This is a genomic window from Algoriphagus halophilus (assembly GCF_900129785.1).
Taxonomy (GTDB): Bacteria; Bacteroidota; Bacteroidia; order Cytophagales; family Cyclobacteriaceae; genus Algoriphagus; species Algoriphagus halophilus.
The window spans coordinates 2,019,823-2,037,159 of sequence record NZ_FSRC01000001.1 but is presented as its reverse complement, the minus strand read 5'-3'; the positions used below and the strand labels follow the sequence as shown (position 1 = coordinate 2,037,159).

18 protein-coding genes are annotated in these 17,337 nt (G+C 38.9%); 5 read left to right on the top strand and 13 right to left on the bottom strand.

Annotated features, from left to right (window positions below; all coding sequences use genetic code 11):
* Positions 1 to 12: 12 nt before the first annotated feature.
* A complete protein-coding gene (locus BUR11_RS08645; RefSeq protein WP_074224433.1) occupies positions 13 to 1,395 on the bottom strand; it encodes a 3-keto-disaccharide hydrolase in 1,383 nt (460 codons plus the stop codon).
* Between the two features lie 170 nt (positions 1,396 to 1,565).
* Here BUR11_RS08645 and BUR11_RS08640 point away from each other — a divergent pair, with 170 nt between their 5' ends.
* The gene (locus BUR11_RS08640; protein ID WP_074224432.1) at positions 1,566 to 2,726 is read left to right on the top strand and encodes a THUMP domain-containing class I SAM-dependent RNA methyltransferase; all 1,161 of its coding nucleotides are present in this window, start codon (positions 1,566 to 1,568) and stop codon (positions 2,724 to 2,726) included.
* A gap of 205 nt (positions 2,727 to 2,931) precedes the next feature.
* Here BUR11_RS08640 and BUR11_RS08635 read toward each other — a convergent pair whose 3' ends face one another.
* From BUR11_RS08635 to BUR11_RS08620, 4 genes are all read right to left on the bottom strand, one after another.
* On the bottom strand, positions 2,932 to 4,443 hold the full coding sequence (locus tag BUR11_RS08635; RefSeq protein WP_074224431.1) for a DUF4301 family protein: 1,512 nt from the start codon (positions 4,441 to 4,443) through the stop codon (positions 2,932 to 2,934).
* Between the two features lie 96 nt (positions 4,444 to 4,539).
* On the bottom strand, positions 4,540 to 5,292 hold the full coding sequence (locus BUR11_RS08630; protein WP_074224430.1) for a LytR/AlgR family response regulator transcription factor: 753 nt from the start codon (positions 5,290 to 5,292) through the stop codon (positions 4,540 to 4,542).
* Positions 5,289 to 7,112: a sensor histidine kinase gene (locus BUR11_RS08625; RefSeq protein WP_074224429.1), complete on the bottom strand. Its 1,824-nt coding sequence runs from the start codon at positions 7,110 to 7,112 to the stop codon at positions 5,289 to 5,291. Before BUR11_RS08625 ends, BUR11_RS08630 begins: the two co-directional genes overlap by 4 nt.
* Entirely contained in the window at positions 7,109 to 8,305 is a 1,197-nt protein-coding gene (locus BUR11_RS08620) for a histidine kinase (RefSeq protein ID WP_074224428.1), read from the bottom strand. The genes BUR11_RS08625 and BUR11_RS08620 overlap by 4 nt, the downstream gene beginning before the upstream one ends.
* A 331-nt stretch (positions 8,306 to 8,636) precedes the next feature.
* Here BUR11_RS08620 and BUR11_RS08615 point away from each other — a divergent pair, with 331 nt between their 5' ends.
* Positions 8,637 to 9,647 carry a hypothetical protein gene (locus tag BUR11_RS08615; RefSeq protein ID WP_074224427.1) on the top strand — a complete coding sequence of 337 codons (1,011 nt, stop codon included), beginning with the start codon at positions 8,637 to 8,639 and terminating at the stop codon, positions 9,645 to 9,647.
* A gap of 15 nt (positions 9,648 to 9,662) precedes the next feature.
* Here BUR11_RS08615 and BUR11_RS08610 read toward each other — a convergent pair whose 3' ends face one another.
* Genes BUR11_RS08610 through BUR11_RS08600 form a run of 3 tightly spaced genes read right to left on the bottom strand, consistent with a single transcriptional unit; the run spans position 9,663 to position 11,967 of the window.
* Entirely contained in the window at positions 9,663 to 10,550 is an 888-nt protein-coding gene (locus BUR11_RS08610) for a 5-oxoprolinase subunit C family protein (protein WP_074224426.1), read from the bottom strand.
* Positions 10,547 to 11,245 carry a 5-oxoprolinase subunit PxpB gene (gene pxpB / locus BUR11_RS08605; RefSeq protein WP_074224425.1) on the bottom strand — a complete coding sequence of 233 codons (699 nt, stop codon included), beginning with the start codon at positions 11,243 to 11,245 and terminating at the stop codon, positions 10,547 to 10,549. Before pxpB ends, BUR11_RS08610 begins: the two co-directional genes overlap by 4 nt.
* A complete protein-coding gene (locus BUR11_RS08600) occupies positions 11,242 to 11,967 on the bottom strand; it encodes a LamB/YcsF family protein (protein WP_074224424.1) in 726 nt (241 codons plus the stop codon). The genes pxpB and BUR11_RS08600 overlap by 4 nt, the downstream gene beginning before the upstream one ends.
* Before the next feature lie 134 nt (positions 11,968 to 12,101).
* Between BUR11_RS08600 and BUR11_RS08595 the strand changes: the two genes are divergently transcribed.
* Positions 12,102 to 12,227: a 30S ribosomal protein THX gene (locus BUR11_RS08595; RefSeq protein WP_074224423.1), complete on the top strand. Its 126-nt coding sequence runs from the start codon at positions 12,102 to 12,104 to the stop codon at positions 12,225 to 12,227.
* Between the two features lie 45 nt (positions 12,228 to 12,272).
* On the opposite strand, the gene BUR11_RS08590 is transcribed toward BUR11_RS08595, so the two are convergent.
* From BUR11_RS08590 to BUR11_RS08570, 5 genes are all read right to left on the bottom strand, one after another.
* Positions 12,273 to 12,572 (bottom strand): hypothetical protein, encoded by a 300-nt coding sequence (locus BUR11_RS08590; RefSeq protein ID WP_074224422.1) that lies wholly within the window; start codon positions 12,570 to 12,572, stop codon positions 12,273 to 12,275.
* A gap of 62 nt (positions 12,573 to 12,634) precedes the next feature.
* Entirely contained in the window at positions 12,635 to 13,141 is a 507-nt protein-coding gene (locus BUR11_RS08585) for a YdeI/OmpD-associated family protein (protein ID WP_074224421.1), read from the bottom strand.
* 32 nt (positions 13,142 to 13,173) lie between these two features.
* On the bottom strand, positions 13,174 to 14,616 hold the full coding sequence (locus tag BUR11_RS08580; RefSeq protein ID WP_074224420.1) for a hybrid sensor histidine kinase/response regulator: 1,443 nt from the start codon (positions 14,614 to 14,616) through the stop codon (positions 13,174 to 13,176).
* 13 nt (positions 14,617 to 14,629) lie between these two features.
* Positions 14,630 to 15,073 (bottom strand): response regulator, encoded by a 444-nt coding sequence (locus BUR11_RS08575; protein ID WP_074224419.1) that lies wholly within the window; start codon positions 15,071 to 15,073, stop codon positions 14,630 to 14,632.
* Between the two features lie 106 nt (positions 15,074 to 15,179).
* The gene (locus BUR11_RS08570; protein WP_074224418.1) at positions 15,180 to 16,655 is read right to left on the bottom strand and encodes a sensor histidine kinase; all 1,476 of its coding nucleotides are present in this window, start codon (positions 16,653 to 16,655) and stop codon (positions 15,180 to 15,182) included.
* A 151-nt stretch (positions 16,656 to 16,806) separates the two neighbouring features.
* Here BUR11_RS08570 and BUR11_RS21095 point away from each other — a divergent pair, with 151 nt between their 5' ends.
* A complete protein-coding gene (locus tag BUR11_RS21095) occupies positions 16,807 to 16,959 on the top strand; it encodes a lmo0937 family membrane protein (protein WP_143185884.1) in 153 nt (50 codons plus the stop codon).
* Positions 16,960 to 17,056: 97 nt separating this feature from the next.
* Positions 17,057 to 17,332 (top strand): hypothetical protein, encoded by a 276-nt coding sequence (locus tag BUR11_RS08565; protein WP_074224417.1) that lies wholly within the window; start codon positions 17,057 to 17,059, stop codon positions 17,330 to 17,332.
* The last annotated feature ends 5 nt before the right edge of the window (positions 17,333 to 17,337 follow it).

The window sequence follows — 17,337 nt, the reverse complement described above, 5'->3', positions numbered from 1 at the left end:
TTCGTTTTGGGCTTATTTTAACGTTTTAATCTTGATATTCTTGAAGCTAACTTCATTCCCATGGTCTTGCAATAGAATGTGTCCTTGATCTGCTTCACCAAAATTGTCCCATTTAGCATACTTGCTTTTAGCAACCAAATCTCTGTATTCGGGGGAACCTCTGTCATATTCCAATACTTTTACCCCGTTCAGATAATGAGTGACATGATTGTTTGGTTCTACTACCACACGTCCTTTGTTCCACTCTCCAATAGGTTTGATGAAACGAGGTTGCTTATCAGCAGTAATTAGGTCATACAAACTGGAAAGGGTTCTATTGCCTGCAATACCCATTTTAGCGTCTGGATGTTTTTCATCATCTAAAATCTGATATTCCAATCCGATGGCAGAACCAGAGTTTCCTTCTGATAAGGTAACAAAATATTTCAATCCACTATTTGCACCTTCTGTAAGTTTGAATTCAAAACCAAGGTCAAAAGCAGAATATTCCTCCGTCGTGACAATATCTCCAGCATTGGTGGATTCACCACCGTCAGATGCTGCAATGGTTAAAACTCCATCATTGACGGACCAGCCAAAATCAGGGAACGTTTCTTTGTAAGCACCTTTCCATCCTTCAGAGTTTTGTCCATTGAAAAGTAATTTCCAACCGGTATTCTTTTCATATTCTGTCAGCTCATTCAAACGGTTGTTGACCACATAAATAGATTTGTCAAAAGGTTGAGGATCAAGGTTGGTGGTTTTGATTCTCACATTTTTGAAATAGGATTTATTTCCTTCGTCTTCAGGGTTTCTGATGCTATGTACTTGTAATCCAATGAATCCTGTTTTATCGGTGTCATCTACGACGTAAGCTACTTCTTGTCCGTTCAACCAGGTTTTTATTTCATCTCCGATGACTTCAATTCTATAATGGTTGAATTCCCCCATTTTGAAAGCAGATTTAGCTGCTGGATTCAGATCCAAAGGGTATAACCAACCTCTTCTAGCCTCATCATATACTCCGGCAGACCATGCTCGCTCGCTTGGGTCTGCTTCTATCTGGTAACCATATACCAACCCTTTACCATCTCTTCCTGCCGGATCAAATTGACCACGGGCCATGATCCCTGAATTACTGGTCATATGCTCAACTTTTAAATCCAACTCCAAAATAAAATCTCCAAATGTCTCTTCGGTAATTAGAAAAGTATTCGGCGAACCTGCTACAGCGGAACCTTCTATAACACCATCAACCACCTCAAATGTGGCCGTTCCAGCCACCGGTTTCCAACCAGTAAGATCCTTACCATTGAACAGGTCTCTCCAATCATCTTCTACTTTAGGCTCCGTTGCACAACTAACTAAAGTGACACCAGAAAGCAACAAGATGAAAAGGGTTTTTATTTTTTTCATAAATTTTAAATTTTGGGAATGGTTAAAATTCCTTATTTCAAGCATTCCGAACAACTTCGCTAGTCTTCAATTTACGCAAACGTTTGCGAGTATTTGCTAAAAAATAAGATGAATGAAAGTTCAGTTTTTTGAATGGATTAAGAATCGGATGAACTTTCTTACTTTTGCGCATGCTTGATTTTGACCAAAGAGGAAAAGTATTTATTACGTGTAAAGATCGTTTTGCCTCCTATCTCGAGAAGGAAGTTCGTGAACTGGGCTTTGTTCCTGAATCCGTATCCAGAACAGGGATAGAACTTAAGGCCAGTTTGGAAGAGTGTATGGATCTGAATCTCCATTTAAGAACGGCCTCCCAAGTACTTTTTGAGATTAAATCCTTTTACCTGCAAGATGCAGATGATATCTATCGAAAGATTAAAGCAATTCCCTGGGAAGAGTTTTTAGATGTAGATGGATATTTCTCCGTGAACTCAGTTGTGGACAACGAGAGTATCAATAATCCTATGTTTGTGAATGTTCGGGTGAAGGATGCCATCGTGGATCGGTTCAGGGAAAAAACAGGAAGAAGACCTGATTCAGGATCTGATTTTCAAGGATTGGTTTTACAACTATACTGGAAAGACAGGCAGGCGTCCATGTATATCAATACCTCTGGAGAAACGATTGCCAAACACGGATATCGGAAAATCCCAGGCAAAGCCCCCATGCTGGAAGCCTTGGCAGCGGCTACTATTTATGCGACGGAATGGAATACCCGCGTACCATTTGTCAACCCCATGTGCGGTTCAGGGACCTTGGCCATTGAGGCAGCCTTGATGGCCACCAAAAGATACCCTGGTTTGTATCGTGACCATTATTCTTTCCAATACATTTTAGGGTATCAACAAGAAGCATTTTTGGCCAAAAAGAGAAAATTGGAAAATAAAATCATGGAAGTCCCTGAAGTGAAAATCATCGCTTCTGATATTTCATTACAGGCGATTGCTTTTGCCAAGGAAAATGCCATCGTAGCCGGAGTGGATCATATGATTGAGTTTCAGGTTTGTGATTTTGCTGAGACAGAGATCCCAGAAAGACCCAGGGGAGTGGTGATTTTCAATCCTGAATATGGACAAAGACTTGGAGAGTCGTTGGAACTGGAAGAGACCTATAAAAGGATGGGGGACTATATGAAGCAGAAATGCGCTGGATACAGAGGATATATTTTTACAGGTAATATGGAGTTGGCTAAAAAAGTAGGATTAAAGGCCAGTAGAAGGATTGAGTTCTGGAATGGTACCATTGATTGTCGACTCCTGAAATATGATCTGTACGCAGGTAAGAGGGAATAAGCATCTGTAATAATTTACAGGAGGAAAGGGTAGGAGGTAAGAAGTTTAAAACCTTAACGCTGAAAATGCTTACTGCCAGGGCTTTTGGGTAGGGAATGGATGGATTGTTACCCAGGTATGAAAATCACTCATAAAAAAAAGCTGAAATTGACCGATTTGGTAATTTCAGCTTTTTTAGTTTAGCGCTCAAACTGAGCACCGGCTTTTACTGATGTTCGTCTCTTAGTAAATCATTGACAGTTTTTACCGGATTGAAGGTGATGATTGGAACCTCTACGAATAAGGTATTCCATCCCGCCATGGCTCCATTCCAAAGTCCCGGTAATTCCAATGCTTTTAGCTCTTTTCCACTTTTTGACTTTTCGGTAATAAATCCGGTCATCATATCCCGGTACTTTAATAAATCAAAATCATTGCCTTCAAAGTCCTTGGTACCACAGACTAAATCTACCGGATTAAAGTGGGTAGATCCCTGGAAATGCTTCTTAGCTTCTGGATCATTTAAGTCTATCTGAGCGGTTTCTGCGATCTGTAAAGAAAGTGAGCCATCCCCATCTTTCACCCAAAATGGTCCTCCTCCTGGTTCCCCTGTGTTTTTCACCATTCCACATACCCTCAGTGGTCTGTTCAATTTAGACTCTAAATAAGCTGCTTTTTCTGTTAAAGATTTGCCTTCATAGGATTCAGGGAATTTAACTCCTAAATGGTGTTTTAGCACATGTTCAGCATGGCTGACAGCGGCATCATCCTGTTGGTTTTTTAATCTCAACAAGGCTTCGAAAACCCGTTCCTGAATTTCCAGCAAGAGTCCTCCGATGGCCATTTTGTAATCTTTGGTATCTCCTTTCAATCGATCAGGCACCACATTATCAATGTTTTTAATGAAGATGAGGTCAGCAGATATATCGTTGAGGTTTTCCAATAAAGCCCCATGTCCAGCAGGTCTAAACAGGATACTGCCATCTTCTTCCATAAAGGGGGTGTTGTCCATATTGACAGCTATGGTATCCGTAGACTTTTTTTGTTGGGAGTAACTGATGTCGAAATTGATTCCGTATTCTTTTTCCAGTTTTGGTAAGATCGAAGCGATCTCCGCCTTGAATTTTGATTCATGCTCAGGCGATACTGTAAAATGAATCTTCACGGTATTCCCAGCTCCCGTGGCATACTGAACTCCTTCGATCAGATGTTCATGTGCTGGTGTTCTGCGCTCTTCAGGGTAGGTATGGAATCTTAATAAGCCTTTTGGAAGACTTCCATAAGCCAAACCATCTGCGTCTAGCAATGCGGCTAAAATTCCTTTATAATCCTTGCTGTCCAGTTTTTGGTTGATACTACTTCCCTGGGATTGTAAGACCTCGTTCAAATCATCATAAAAGGCAAACTTTTCGATGTTGTTCATGAATTTCTGAACAAAGGCAGATTTGCTTATATCTCCATCTCCTTCCAGAAATGCAAAAAGGTCTTTAAACATCCTCGAAGCTGCACCACTTGCAGGCACAAATTTGACCACTTCTATTTGGGAAGCCTTTTCAGGGTAGGTTTTTTTAAAATGGGATAATTCCTTTTCACTTAATACTTTGATGCCGTTGTCAGGAGTGGCAGGTGCTACAATTTGTAAAAAAGGGAAGCCATTTTCAAAATGGCTAATTTGTTGTTGAACAACTTCAGGATTCATTCCCTGAGACAAAATCTTTGATTCTAAGCCTGCTTCCATGGTATTTGGGTTGAAATAATGATATGTTAAGATAGCAGGCTATTTTACTTTGCTCAAATTTGAAGCAGGTTTTTTAAGCAATATTTCAAAATTTATTTAGATCCCCATCCTTTTCATAAAGGCATCTCTTTTTGAGTTGGAAATACTCACTTGCCTGTCATTATTCATGACGATGTATCCACCCTCTGATTTTACAAACTTCCTCACTTCCCCCAGATTGATTAAAAAACTATTATGAACTCTCATGAAATTCATCTCTCCCAACAGGTTTTCATACTCTTTCAGGTTTTTACTGACCACCAGTTTTCGGCCATCAGTTAAGTGAAAATCGGTGTAAGAACCATTGGCTTCACAATAGCTGATCTGATTGGTTGGGATAAATTCTATTCCTTCCGAGGTAGCTAAACAGATTTTTCGGTTCTCCAAAGTGGGAGTTTGAAAGTTGGATAAAAGGTTCTCTAACAGATGTTGCCTTGATTCTTCCTGAACCAGGCTTTTTGCCTTCTGAACCGCCTCCAATAATTCTTCCAGATCAATCGGTTTTAACAGATAATCTATTGAACTGAATTTGATGGCTTTGATGGCATAATGTTCAAATGCTGTCGTGAAGATTAAGTGAAAATTTAAATGTTTAATTTTTTGTATCACGTCAAATCCAGTCCCTGTCTGCAATTCAATGTCCATAAAAACCAGGTTAGGTTGATAGTTGGAAATCTTATTTATAGCCTCCTCAACATTGGATGCAGTATCAAGAACCTCTACCTCCGGGCAGTATTCTTCTAAAAAAGTTTTGAGGGTTTCCCTACTATGGAATTCATCCTCTACAATAATCACTTGCAATGGTTTCATTGTTTGGGGATTTTAATGGTCACTTTTGTTCCTTGCTCTAAATCTTCAAAAACTATAAGGTCTTCTTTAGTTGACCATTTCGTTTCTAATTGAAGACGCTCATAGGTTAAGCCCATGCCTCTTGATGGTCGGTAATTGGTTCCTTTCATTTTTTCAGCTGCTTCTCTTCCTATTCCGTTGTCTTCCACCTCGCATAAGATATAGTCGCCCTTATCAAAAAAACGGATGGTTAGTTTTTTGTCCTCCGATTTCTTAGCGAGCAGGCCATGTTTGATTGCATTCTCTACAAAGGGTTGAATGATCAACATAGGAACCTCCTCATAGCAGATATTGGAATCTTCAGGTAGGATGACCTCATAGGTAAATGCGTGTTCAAAGCGAAGGGACTCCAAGTCCAAGTATACCTTTAAGAGCTCAATTTCCTTTTCTAGGCTTACATGTACATCCAATGAATTTTCCAGGACCTGCCGTACAAATTTGCTGAATTTTGCCAGGTATTTTAAAGCGGGTACTTTTTGTTCACTGCTTATCAGATGTTGAATGGAACTGAGACTATTGAAAATAAAATGTGGATTGATTTGAGCTCGAAGTGCGCCGAGTCTGGTCTGAAATGCTTCCGATTCAGCCTCACGTTTTTCCTGACTGATTACTTTGATTTTATAAGAAAGGCCTAATGCGAAAATGGTGCTTTCTATAGCGGAACCTGTGATCATGTAATCCAGATCCAGTAAAAACATGGTCAATAAAGCTCCAGTGGTAAAAATGAGGGTACCCGCAATGACGAAATAGACCAATTTGCCTTGGTACACCTTCCATAAGTATGCTACGCCAACAAAAGCAAATGTTGCCATAAAATACCTTTGCCAGTTCATTAGATTGGCTTGAAAGGCATTGTAGGGATCATGATAAATCAAAACACTGACAAGAACAATTAGGCTTGCTAACAAAATCACGATTCCTTTTACTATCCGATCAAATTTTGGCAGGTATTTGGGGAAATCTAGAAAATGCCTGATAAAGAGCATGTAAAAAGTATTGATTAAAATCTGAGAGATGGAGGTGAGCCAAAAGAAAAAGTGGTAATGACCATATCCGAAATTGACTGCCAGCAAGGGACTGATCCTCGAATAATAGATCAGTTGAAATAACAGAAATAAGCCATAATAAATGTATTGGCGTTCCTTCATGTTAAAAAATAGAATCAGATTAAAAACCATCAATACGGCCGCTACTCCTAAAAAGAAGAAAGCAAGAACCTGACTTTTGAATGAATTGTGGCTAATATATCCGGAAAACAGCTGGTGCGCTTCCGGCGAGCTGATCGAAAATGTTTTATTGGAAAGGTCAGGAGTAGCCCTTAAATAATGAGTGACCAGGTATAATTTGGATCCATTAATCAATTCATTCTTAGAAATACTGATATAAAATGGACTTTCAAGGTTTGTTCTTTTTAAATCATTTTCTCCCATGATATTGAATACCAAAGGAGTTAGCCTACTATTTCTGACAATGAAAAGATTCCCTTTTTCCACACCATAAGGATAAAAATAAATCGAGTCTTGAATGTTGTTTTTTGAGATTGCCTCTGCCAAATCAATTTTAAACCAATAGTGATATCCCTGCTTCGCTATCCCAAGATTTTCTGTGGTTTGGAAAAGTCCTTGGTTTGAATAATCCATTGCCTGATTGATGGAAATGGCAGAGTCCATTTTAAAAACAGTGGGAAAGACCAGAACTCGGTAGGTGGGGCTCCTTTCCTGTGCCGAAAGTTGAAAGTTGAGCAAAAAGATAAAAAATATAGAAAGGGGAAGCTCTTTCATGGATTGGCTAAATTGGGAAAGATAATTTCAACGGATTTTAGATAACTGCCATTGCCTGGGTTAACCTCTTCAAATACCTTGGATTTTATTTCAAAAGGTCTGATTTCATTTAATATTCTTATGTACTCTTCCCAAGGGGTTAGACTGTTAAAGTAGCTCGGAGTATCATTAGAGCCACTCAGTTCCTTTTTGTTGTTTATCAATACATTGAATTTAATCTCAGAAGTTGATATTTGGAAACCCAATTCTATTTCTGAATGACCATCGGATTGAGAGATCTGTTCTTCAAGTAAGTTTTCAATCAGACTTTGGACAATGATGGAGGAGATTCTTGCATGAGGGAAATCCTTTAAATTACCTTCTGATAGGGAATAATTCAGCTTTTCTCCATACCGTAATTTTTGTAATTGTAAATACCAATCCAACATTTGTAATTCATCCTTCACACTGACTGATTCTTCTGAAAGTTGACTCATGAAATAGCGAAGAAGCTTCCCGAAAATGCTTAGAAACCTCAGGGATTTACGCTTGTCTTCTAATAAGATATAATGTTGGATCGCATTTAAGGAATTAAATACAAAGTGGGGACTAAGTTGAGCTGAAAGGGCTTCCATTTTTAGTCTAGAAGCCTTTTGTTGGATTTTCCATCGCTCGAATTCCGATTCTTTGATGGATTTTAAAGCTCTGATTCTAGCTATTTGTCCGGCATAAATGGAGGCAACAGCCAACAGGATTTTTAAGTGTTGGTCCGTAAAATAATTTGCTTGGGAGTGTTCACTGTCAATAACACCAATCACTTTCCCTTCAAGCATAATGGGTACCGCAATTTCAGAAAGACGGAATTCGTCATCTTTGATATACTTTTTATACGTCCTGGTATCTTTAATGATCAATGGAAGTCCTGTGCTGGCCACTTCTCCGGTTACCCCTTCTCCGATTTTCACCTTTAGGGCGTTAATGATTTCATTTCCCTCAGGGTTTTTAGGTCCAAATGCAGCTTTTTGCTCCAGGTATTCTTTGTTTTCATCCACCAAATAAACCACTGCATCCTCAAAGCCTAGTATTGAGATACAGTTTCTGGTCATATCCCACAGAATTTCTTCCTCCGTCTCCAAGTCTCCCATGGAGTTGGAAAAATGAAGTAGTATATCTTCAATATGGGATGCGGAAATATGTGATTGTAAATTGTTCAATTCCTAAAATATAAATTCTAAGCTGTTTTTTGGCTTTTATAATGTTCCAATATACCTCTAAACCCGATTCGGAATCCTGAACTTTAATGGTTGGACCTTTTCAATTGATGGATGACCTTTTTTGATTGATAGCTGTAGAAGTTGCCTATTTGTGCCCTTAAAATCAAATAGATAAGAGTAAAATTCAACTATCAATTGATATGGCTTTTTCATCAATTGGATAGACTGTTTCGTCTATTTTGACCAAATACCTGAGTGAAAGGTGTCTATGTTTGAATCGTCGGAAGGGAAAAGCTCTTCCAAAACGAAATCAATCAAACTTTAAATAATCATGAAAAATTATCTTTTTATCATTTTTTTAAGCGCCATTATTTTAAATACTTCATGCGATTCAAGAACAAATGAAGAAGCGTTATTTGCTGATGTAGACCAAGCCGTAGAATTGAGTAACCCCCATGCCAGAATGGGATCATCCTCTGGAGGAATAGGGTCAGGTAAAGCCAATTTTAATTATGGAATAGCTGAAAATGCCTATCAAGGAGTGATGATGACACTGCCTCCTTCCAAAGTGGAGGAAATGGTAAGAAGTAGTAGATCTCGGGAATTCTTCTTAGCATCTATGATTAGAAAATCTCTGACAATTTTTGACTCTACCTTAATTAAAAGAGGAGCCACTTTCAGTGATGCAGCAAAAAGAAACCATTCAGCAACTGCCGGAGACGAGCATGAAATTGAATATGATATTGCCATGGGACCATTGGCTGCTATTTCAGGATACTTGAAATTAGATGATATCAAAGGCGAATCCACGGAGAAGGAATATCCCTTCGCTAAGATATTCAGTGGAAATGGAGCAACCAGTGCTCCTTCTCGAAGCCCTTGGGAAGATAGCATCCCTCCGATCAAAAAACCAGAGTTGGAAGAAACTGCCGAATTCGTGTTGGGTTTAAATGCTAGAAATATAGATCCTATTAGCCTAGACCAGGCAATGGAAGCATTAGAGATTGGCTATGGAGTTGACCCTGTGGCAGTAGGCTTGTTACTTCCAGCAGTTCAAAGCGCCAGAGAGGCTGCCAGAAATTCCAATGCCCGGGGAAAGGCTGATATTTTAATTGAATCTTTGGGTTTTTATGGACTCAATTTAGAAGATGATCTTAGCAATATGTACAAAATTGGAGGGATGGGATCCATTGGAATGCTTGCTAGTGAAAAGTATGATGCATCAGGAGATGTAGACTGGGCAACAATCCAATTGAATAGGAAGAAATTCGAGGTTGAAATGTTCTTCCTTTGGTCTAGATTCTGGGAAAACAGCCAGTCTTCACCGACTTCAGGAAGATAAACTAGGGGGAACTTTTTAATATAGGCTCTGAGAGATCAGGGCCTTTTTTATTTTAAAAGAAAATTGTTGGTAGGGTGATTTTTGGGAAAGCTGGGCAATTGATTTTTCAGATAGCTGGAGAATTCTGGGATAGCCCCCGGTCACTTGTGCATCCTTCATTAAAATGATTAGTTTTCCACCCGAGGTTAACTGGACGGTGCCAGGATATACCGCAGCAGTAGCCATTTCACTTAAGGAGTTGGGAATAAGCTCTTCCAATTGGAAGGCCATTCGGTTTTGAAGATGGGAAATGGTAAATGTGGTATGTTGAATTTCGGTCTTGGTGGTATCGGATAACTCCTTCCATTCGGGACCAGGATATGCTTCGATGGTGTTGGAATTCATCCAGTTTCGATCAAATTTTACCCTGGACCAGGTGGGGTTGGGATGTTCTTGAATGGATGCATATTCCAAGAGATCCCCTTTTTTTAACATTCCTAGTTCAGTAATACCGGGGTAGGTGCTTTTGCTATTCAGTAAGGTAGGAACCTTGAATCCTTTTTTTACTCCCAAATACACCCTAGCCCCCAAGATGAAGGAACCAAAACTAAGTTCATCGCCTTCCTTGATGGAAAGTAAACCTTCAGATTTAATAGGGGAGTCGTTTAACTTGAGGTTTGCTTTCGCCCCAGCAATGCATATGGTGGTAGGGGATTCAAAGTGTATCTTCAGGCCTGGCTGAGAAATTTCCAATACAGCTTCTTCCTCCGGGTTTTGTAATAAGTGATTTACCCAACGCATAGAAATGCGATCCATTGCCCCTGATACCGGAATTCCGTATTGTCCAAAACCCTCTCTGCCAAGGTCCTGGACACTGGTACCCGGACCAGTACGCAAAATCGACATAGATTGATTTTCCTTCATTTTTTCCAAACCGGTTGATGAGGATCCTGTTGAATTGATTTGAATTCCTCTAAAGTGATTGGGTTGAATTTAATTAGATCCCCAGGACTGGCCCAAACAGGAGGACTGTTTGAGGGATCAAAAAGAATAATCGGTGTTTGGCCAATTAAATGCCATCCACCAGGACTATCACTTGGGTATATTCCTGTTTGATTTCCTCCAATAGCAATAGATCCAGCTGGTACACTGGCATCTGGGACAGATTTTCTAGGGGTAAAAAGTACGTTGGGAAGACCTTGCAAGTACATAAAGCCAGGTAAAAAACCATAGAAATGTAATCGGTAGTTATTTTTTGAATGAAGGTCAATCAAGGCTTCCACTTCTAAACCTTTGGCAGAAGCTAAATTTTCTAAATCTCTTCCAAGGTCTACATCATAGCAGGCAGGGATTTGCCAGACCTTGTTAGAAAGGGGAGCATATTCTTCCATTTCCTCAAATTGATCCATAAGGGCTTGAACCTCCTTGAAAGGAAGTTTGGATTTCCAGGAGATTCCCAGAGTCTTGAATCCAACCCGTATCTCTAGTATGTTTTTTTGAAAATGGCTTTCAAGAATACTTTTTAGCGCTAACTGTTTTTGTAAAAGCAGGTCGGAAATTTCCAGGTTCCATTTTATCTCGGAAAGGGTGGGGGTGATGATGGAGTGAATCGGTTTCATGTCCACCAGGTTTGTCTAATTGCTGAAAGAAAAGAATCCAAGCCTGGATTGTCTCCATGAAAGCATAAAGTATCCGCTTGAATCGGTAAATGGACACCCTCTATAGAGATTAGTTCGCCTTTGGTAAATAATGGATCCAATTGGTGATTGATACTCTCGAAATCACTGAGCAGAGAACCCTTGATATTTCTTGATACCAATGAATAATCTGAATGATAGGCTCTATCTGCAAACACCTCTCTTCTGATTGGCAACCCTTTTTCTATGCACAGTCTTTCCATTTCCGAATTGGGAGGAGTGAAAACAGGTGTTTGGGGATAGGTCTTTAGGAGGAAGTTGGTCAAGGATGCTGCAAGATCCACTCTTTTCGCAGCATCATTATACAGGGCACCATGGAACTTGATATGATCCAATGTGAAGCCCAAGTCATTGGCGACCTCAAGAAATAAGTTGAGTTGCGTTTGAATACTTTGAATCAAATCCTCATTGCTGATCGAAATGGATTGCCTACCAAAATTTTCCCGATCTGGGTAGGAGGGATGGGCTCCTACATTCTTTCCGAATTTTTTTGCCAACTGTAAAGATTGATATATACTGGATCGATCTCCATAATGTCCTCCGCAGGCGATACTAGCGGCATCAATCCACGGAAAAATCTTTTCTTCAGAGGGTATGCCTTCCCCTAAATCACAATTTATTTCCGGTAATTGTTTCTTAGTCATCCCAAAATAAAATTACTTATTAGGAAGGAAAGATAGTTTTAATTCATGAATCCCCATTGTCCCGGCGTCGCAAGGCTTGACATTTTTTTATCAGTTTTTTACCTTCAAATGAATCAAATTAAACCAAAATAATTATGGGAAAAGGAGATATGAAAACTAAAAAAGGTAAAACCAACAGAGGGACTTTTGGCGCCAGTAGACCTAAGAAAGAGTCGAACAAAGCTGCAAGAAGGGAAAAATTTAAAATAAAAGAGGATTAAAAATGAAGAGGGCATTGCCCTCTTTTTATTGAATTAAATACCTTTCTAATCTCTTGGGTAAATTCTAATTACGTCTCTTGTTTTTCCATCAATTTCTACCACTATTGGACCTAAAAGTGCATCGTAAGTAGTATTAAAAAGGACTTCATAATTGCCATTTCCATTTTTTCGTACAAAAGCCTTCTTCCAATTTCCTACGATGGTCTCTTGGGTTGAATCGTCCAGATAGTTGTAGGCAATTTCTCTGAATTTACTAAAATCGGCTTCTTGATCATCTTTATCTTGGCAGGCTGCAAGGGTAAAAACTAGTGAAAAAAGGAGGTAGTAAAGGAAAGATTTCTTCATTGGTATTTGAAATAATTTGTTAGAAACCCAACGAAGCGTTTGGTGGATCCGAAACAGCTCCCTTACAAATTATTGTAATACTTAATCAGTTCGTTTAATTGTTTGAAGTCTATTTTTCCTTTGGATAATCGGAGATGATGCATAATGGCCAGTGACTTCTTCATCCTGCTTTCAGGATTTTTTACTTTGGTGACCAGGTAAACCAAGCTTCTTTGTTTACCAGGCGTCAAGGATTTGAAATACTTATTTCCTTCCTCATCTTGGTCCATTAATACTTGAAACTCTTCAGGTAATTCATGTCCAAATTCACTAAAATCACTCTCTATGGAGATGGAAAGTGAATCCCCAGACGCTAATTTTAATTTGGTCCGGATCTCTTGGTTGATTAAAATATACCAATACGCTTTGGCTTTCATCAAAGCCATATGATAGGGCCCTAGTTGATTGATTTTAACCAGAACCCTTCTTTCACTCTTTTCCAGTAATTGAGTAGCCAGTTCATCAGGAACAGGTACATGGTAGCTCCAATGATTGAATTCGAAGTTTTCTAATTTTCCTTGAAAATCCATGGGAATTATTTTTTCACTACCACAGGGTGTATTTAAGAACTCAAATTGAAGCTTAGCAAAAATGTGGTTCCTACTCCTTCTTCACTTTTTACGCGTATGGAGCCTCCATGGCTTAAGATGATGTTTTGGGTATTGGTTAAGCCCAAACCTGAACCAGATTCTTTGCTGGTGAAAAAAGGCTCAAATAATCTTTCCAAATTTTCCTTAGGAATACCCACTCCATTATCTTTTAACTCAACTCTGCATTGTTTTCCCTTAATGTAAGTTTTTAGAAAAAGTTTTCCTCCTGATTCGGGCATCGCTTCGATGGCATTTACCAGTAGGTTAATAAGTGCAATTTTTACCTTTTCGGCATCTACATCGATATTGCAAATCTCATCTTGATAATCTTTTTGGACATCCAGGTTTTTCATTTGGACTCGGTCAATTACTTGTTCTAAAGATTCATCTAGCAGATCATTGATGGAATAATTGGCAATGTCTAACTCCGTAAATCTGGTGCTTTCCAATAACTGGGTGACCAATTGGTTGATTCGATTACAGTTTCGTTGGATGACTTCAATTAGATCTCCACTTTCCTCCAGGATATTCTCAGGAAGTTCCATTTGGAGTTGATCAGCAGATAAGACAATGGTAGTCAGTGGATTTTTTACTTCGTGGGCAAGCAGTCTGGCAATCCTACCTGTGGAAGAGAATTTTTTCAGGTTTAAATCTTCCTCTTCTTTTGCTTTCATGGCTGTCAGATCTTTGATCAACACTTGGAAAAGGTTGGCATCCTGTTTGGCAATACTGATCAATGCATTGATATGGGTATCGCTGTCTATTTTCAGGACGGTTTCTAGATCATACAGTTCAGATTTTTTACCCAAAACGTCCATTAAAATCAACCTGGATACCTGGTCCTCTATTAAGTCGGTAAAAAAATAACCCAACCCGGATTCTTCCGAATGGGGTTCTATCCCAAATTTTGAAATAAAAATAGGATTCGCCTCCAATATTTTGCTCGTTCCATCCATTAAGAGGAAGGGGTCTCCGGCTCTCTCAAAAATGGATCGAAATTTAATAGCGGCACCGTCCAAAGATTCCATTAATTGGGAATCCCGGATGGCATATCGCAAGGTTCGGTCTAATGTTCTTGCATCAAATTCCCCTTTGATTAAATAATCAGAGGCCCCTAATTGAAGAGCCTCTTGATCAATTGAACCGGTATTCATTCCCGTCAGCATGATTACTGGGGCATGTTTTTGAATCGATTTTATTTCTTGGATCAGTTCTAATCCGGTTGCTTTGCCAAGTTTGTAGTCTACAAGGTAAACGTCAAAGCGCTCTTGGGATTTCTCCAACGCCTCTTCATAGGATGCTGCAGACTCAATCTGATAATTGGTTTCTTTTATTTTTTTTAAAATGGTAGAAAAGAGGAATAAATCATCCGGATCATCATCGACATATAAAATGCGAATGGTTTCAGAACTCATGCTTGCTAGTTTTTTAAATCGGTAACATGACCGTATTGGACCAATAATTTTCAATTTCCTTAGCCACTTTTACCAGTCCTTCAAAAGATCCCGGTTTAGTGATGTAGCTATTGCTCCCCATTTTGTAAGTGACTTCTATATCATCTTTCAAATTTGAGGTAGTGAAAATGATCACTGGGATTTTTTTAAAATCCTCATGGCTTTTGATTTCAGCAAGTGCGGTCCTGCCATCCTTTCTAGGCATGTTCAGATCGAGTAAGATGATATCAGGAACAGGATAATTAGTCAAATCATCAAAAGGAGCAGAACGATTCAGGTACTGAAGTAGTGCCTCTCCATCTTCGACGCAGGTGACATTCTCTTTTGGCAGCGTTTTTTGAAACGCTTTTATGATCAATAATTTATCATCATCATCGTCTTCTGCGACAAGTATGTTAATTGGCTTTTTCACGAACATAGGTGTTTTTTAAAGGCCCAAAAAGATATCAGTTTTTTGCGAATAAAATAATTGTGTGAGTTATTTATTGATATATGGCCCAAATGTCATTTGGTGCACTAACTTATTAAGATGGAATGACCGGCAAATAGATCGTAAACACTGAGCCTACTCCAAGTTCGCTTTTTGCTTGAATGGTACCGTTCGATTTTTCTATGATTTTCTTGGAAATAGAAAGACCTATTCCAGTTCCCTCAAAAGCATTTTTTCCATGAAGACGTTGGAAAATAGCGAAAATTTTTTCTGAATATTCTTCATCAAAGCCAATTCCATTATCCTCCACGGTGATCTTATAATAGGAAAGCTCAGGCTCTAATAGAGTGATACGTTTTATTTCTTCCTGAGGTGCCTCCTGGCAGTTTATTTTGATCTCAGGAATCTTTTTTGGATCTGAAAATTTCAAAGCATTAGAAATCAAATTTTGAAACACTTGCCTGAACTCGGTTTCTTTTCCGATGACTTTTGGAAAAGTCCCCACTTCAACCTTTGCCTTTTTCTCAACAATGGCGATCTCCAAATCATCTAAAACAATCTCGATGACATCTTGAAGATCTATTTCTTTTTCTTCCTCACTGGTAATCCTTCCTGCCCGGCTATATTCCAAAAGATCCGTGATGAGCCTTCTCATGCGATTGGCCGCCACTGTGATTCTATTGAGGTAAAGTTCTCCATCTCCTTTAAGTGTGTCTGAATATTGTTCAACCAATAAATCTGAGAAGGCAGTTATTTTCCGTAATGGCTCCTGTAAGTCATGAGAAGCCACATAAGCAAACTGCTCTAATTCCTTATTGGAGTCATCCAACAAATAGAGCTGTTCCTGCAGTTGTTCCTGATAATTTTTGATTCTTCTTGAAGCGATTTTTTGAACCTTATTGTAATGGAATATTGAAAATAAGGTAACAAAGCCTACCGAAATTGAGAATAGGGATATTAAACCAACGATAAAAGGAAGGGCATTGATATTATTAAGGAGGGACCTATTTCGCTCCACAAATAATCTGTTTTCCTCATCATTGATGGTGGTGACCACCTGCTTGATCGTCCTGTATCCACTAAGGGCATTTTCGACTCTTCCAGAACTTAAAAATCCATCTAAATTTCCATGTTCATGATAGTAAGAAATAGTTTCCTCAAAGACCGTTACCCGTTGTTTAATTAGATCCTCTAGAACTTCAAGATTTTGTTGCTGCTTTGGATTATCTGTGGTAAGGTCCTTTAATTTATCCAAAAGCATCTGAGCATCTATCAATGACTGCCTGTAATTGGTTAGAAAGGCTTCTTCCCCAGTAATCACAAAGCCTCTAATATTGGTTTCTCTTTCTAAAATACTTGCATAGAGTTCACTTGTTCTTTGGAGGATATCCTGGGTTTCCATCAAAGCAGAAGTGTAGTACCCAATCCTCTCAGAAGTCCAATAGGAAATACCACTTCCTACGATAATTAAAAAAAGGGAAATGATAGAGTAAAACTTAATTCGATTCATGGATAAGTTGGTGCTTTCAAATAGCTGGGAATTCCCAGAATTGGGGAATTTATTTCTCATATCTCGGAATTTACCGGGTTAAGATGACATCAATAGAGGTCTAAAACCTGCTTTTTTACCAAATTAAGCCCCTTTTTTTGAATTGTTGGCATAAGGGCATGAGCATTGAATCTAAAGAATTAAATAAAACTAACACCATAACCACAAAACCATGAGTTCTCTATTATATTTTATCGCAGTGATTCTCCTGATCGGGTGGCTGATCGGAGTATTTGCCTATAGTGCAACAGGATTAATTCACGTCCTTTTAGTATTGGCTGTTATTGCAGTCTTATTTAGGCTAATCAGTGGTAGAGGGATTTAACCTCACCATTTATTTCAAAGATATCACCTTAAAATCGAATCAGGCTTTAAAGACTTACGTTTAATTCCTTAAAAGCTAACATTTAAACCATAAGAACATGAACAAACAGTTAAAAACTACAACCATTTGGGTAGGCGGATTAATAACAGGTGCAATGATTGGTGCTTTTCTCTATAAGAACAAAGACCAATACGAACCACAAAAAGAGAAGTTAAACAGCCTATTGTCAGATTTTCAAAACATTGCAACGGACCTTAAATCAAAATTACTTTCTGCCAGTCAGGAAGGGTTGAATGCTACCAAATCAGCGCTTCAAACAGCGAAGGAGACGGCGAAGGAAACTGCTAAAAACGCGAAAGAAAAAGTGAAGTAAGGTTT

What these genes read in the sequence shown, in the direction of transcription:
- BUR11_RS08645 (WP_074224433.1), bottom strand. Translation starts at nt 1,395, where the DNA reads ATGAAAAAAATAAAAACCCTTTTCATCTTGTTGCTTTCTGGTGTCACT.
- BUR11_RS08640 (WP_074224432.1), top strand. Translation starts at nt 1,566, where the DNA reads ATGCTTGATTTTGACCAAAGAGGAAAAGTATTTATTACGTGTAAAGAT.
- BUR11_RS08635 (WP_074224431.1), bottom strand. Translation starts at nt 4,443, where the DNA reads ATGGAAGCAGGCTTAGAATCAAAGATTTTGTCTCAGGGAATGAATCCT.
- BUR11_RS08630 (WP_074224430.1), bottom strand. Translation starts at nt 5,292, where the DNA reads ATGAAACCATTGCAAGTGATTATTGTAGAGGATGAATTCCATAGTAGG.
- BUR11_RS08625 (WP_074224429.1), bottom strand. Translation starts at nt 7,112, where the DNA reads ATGAAAGAGCTTCCCCTTTCTATATTTTTTATCTTTTTGCTCAACTTT.
- BUR11_RS08615 (WP_074224427.1), top strand. Translation starts at nt 8,637, where the DNA reads ATGAAAAATTATCTTTTTATCATTTTTTTAAGCGCCATTATTTTAAAT.
- BUR11_RS08610 (WP_074224426.1), bottom strand. Translation starts at nt 10,550, where the DNA reads ATGAAGGAAAATCAATCTATGTCGATTTTGCGTACTGGTCCGGGTACC.
- pxpB (WP_074224425.1), bottom strand. Translation starts at nt 11,245, where the DNA reads ATGAAACCGATTCACTCCATCATCACCCCCACCCTTTCCGAGATAAAA.
- BUR11_RS08600 (WP_074224424.1), bottom strand. Translation starts at nt 11,967, where the DNA reads ATGACTAAGAAACAATTACCGGAAATAAATTGTGATTTAGGGGAAGGC.
- BUR11_RS08595 (WP_074224423.1), top strand. Translation starts at nt 12,102, where the DNA reads ATGGGAAAAGGAGATATGAAAACTAAAAAAGGTAAAACCAACAGAGGG.
- BUR11_RS08590 (WP_074224422.1), bottom strand. Translation starts at nt 12,572, where the DNA reads ATGAAGAAATCTTTCCTTTACTACCTCCTTTTTTCACTAGTTTTTACC.
- BUR11_RS08585 (WP_074224421.1), bottom strand. Translation starts at nt 13,141, where the DNA reads ATGGATTTTCAAGGAAAATTAGAAAACTTCGAATTCAATCATTGGAGC.
- BUR11_RS08580 (WP_074224420.1), bottom strand. Translation starts at nt 14,616, where the DNA reads ATGAGTTCTGAAACCATTCGCATTTTATATGTCGATGATGATCCGGAT.
- BUR11_RS08575 (WP_074224419.1), bottom strand. Translation starts at nt 15,073, where the DNA reads ATGTTCGTGAAAAAGCCAATTAACATACTTGTCGCAGAAGACGATGAT.
- BUR11_RS08570 (WP_074224418.1), bottom strand. Translation starts at nt 16,655, where the DNA reads ATGAGAAATAAATTCCCCAATTCTGGGAATTCCCAGCTATTTGAAAGC.
- BUR11_RS21095 (WP_143185884.1), top strand. Translation starts at nt 16,807, where the DNA reads ATGAGTTCTCTATTATATTTTATCGCAGTGATTCTCCTGATCGGGTGG.
- BUR11_RS08565 (WP_074224417.1), top strand. Translation starts at nt 17,057, where the DNA reads ATGAACAAACAGTTAAAAACTACAACCATTTGGGTAGGCGGATTAATA.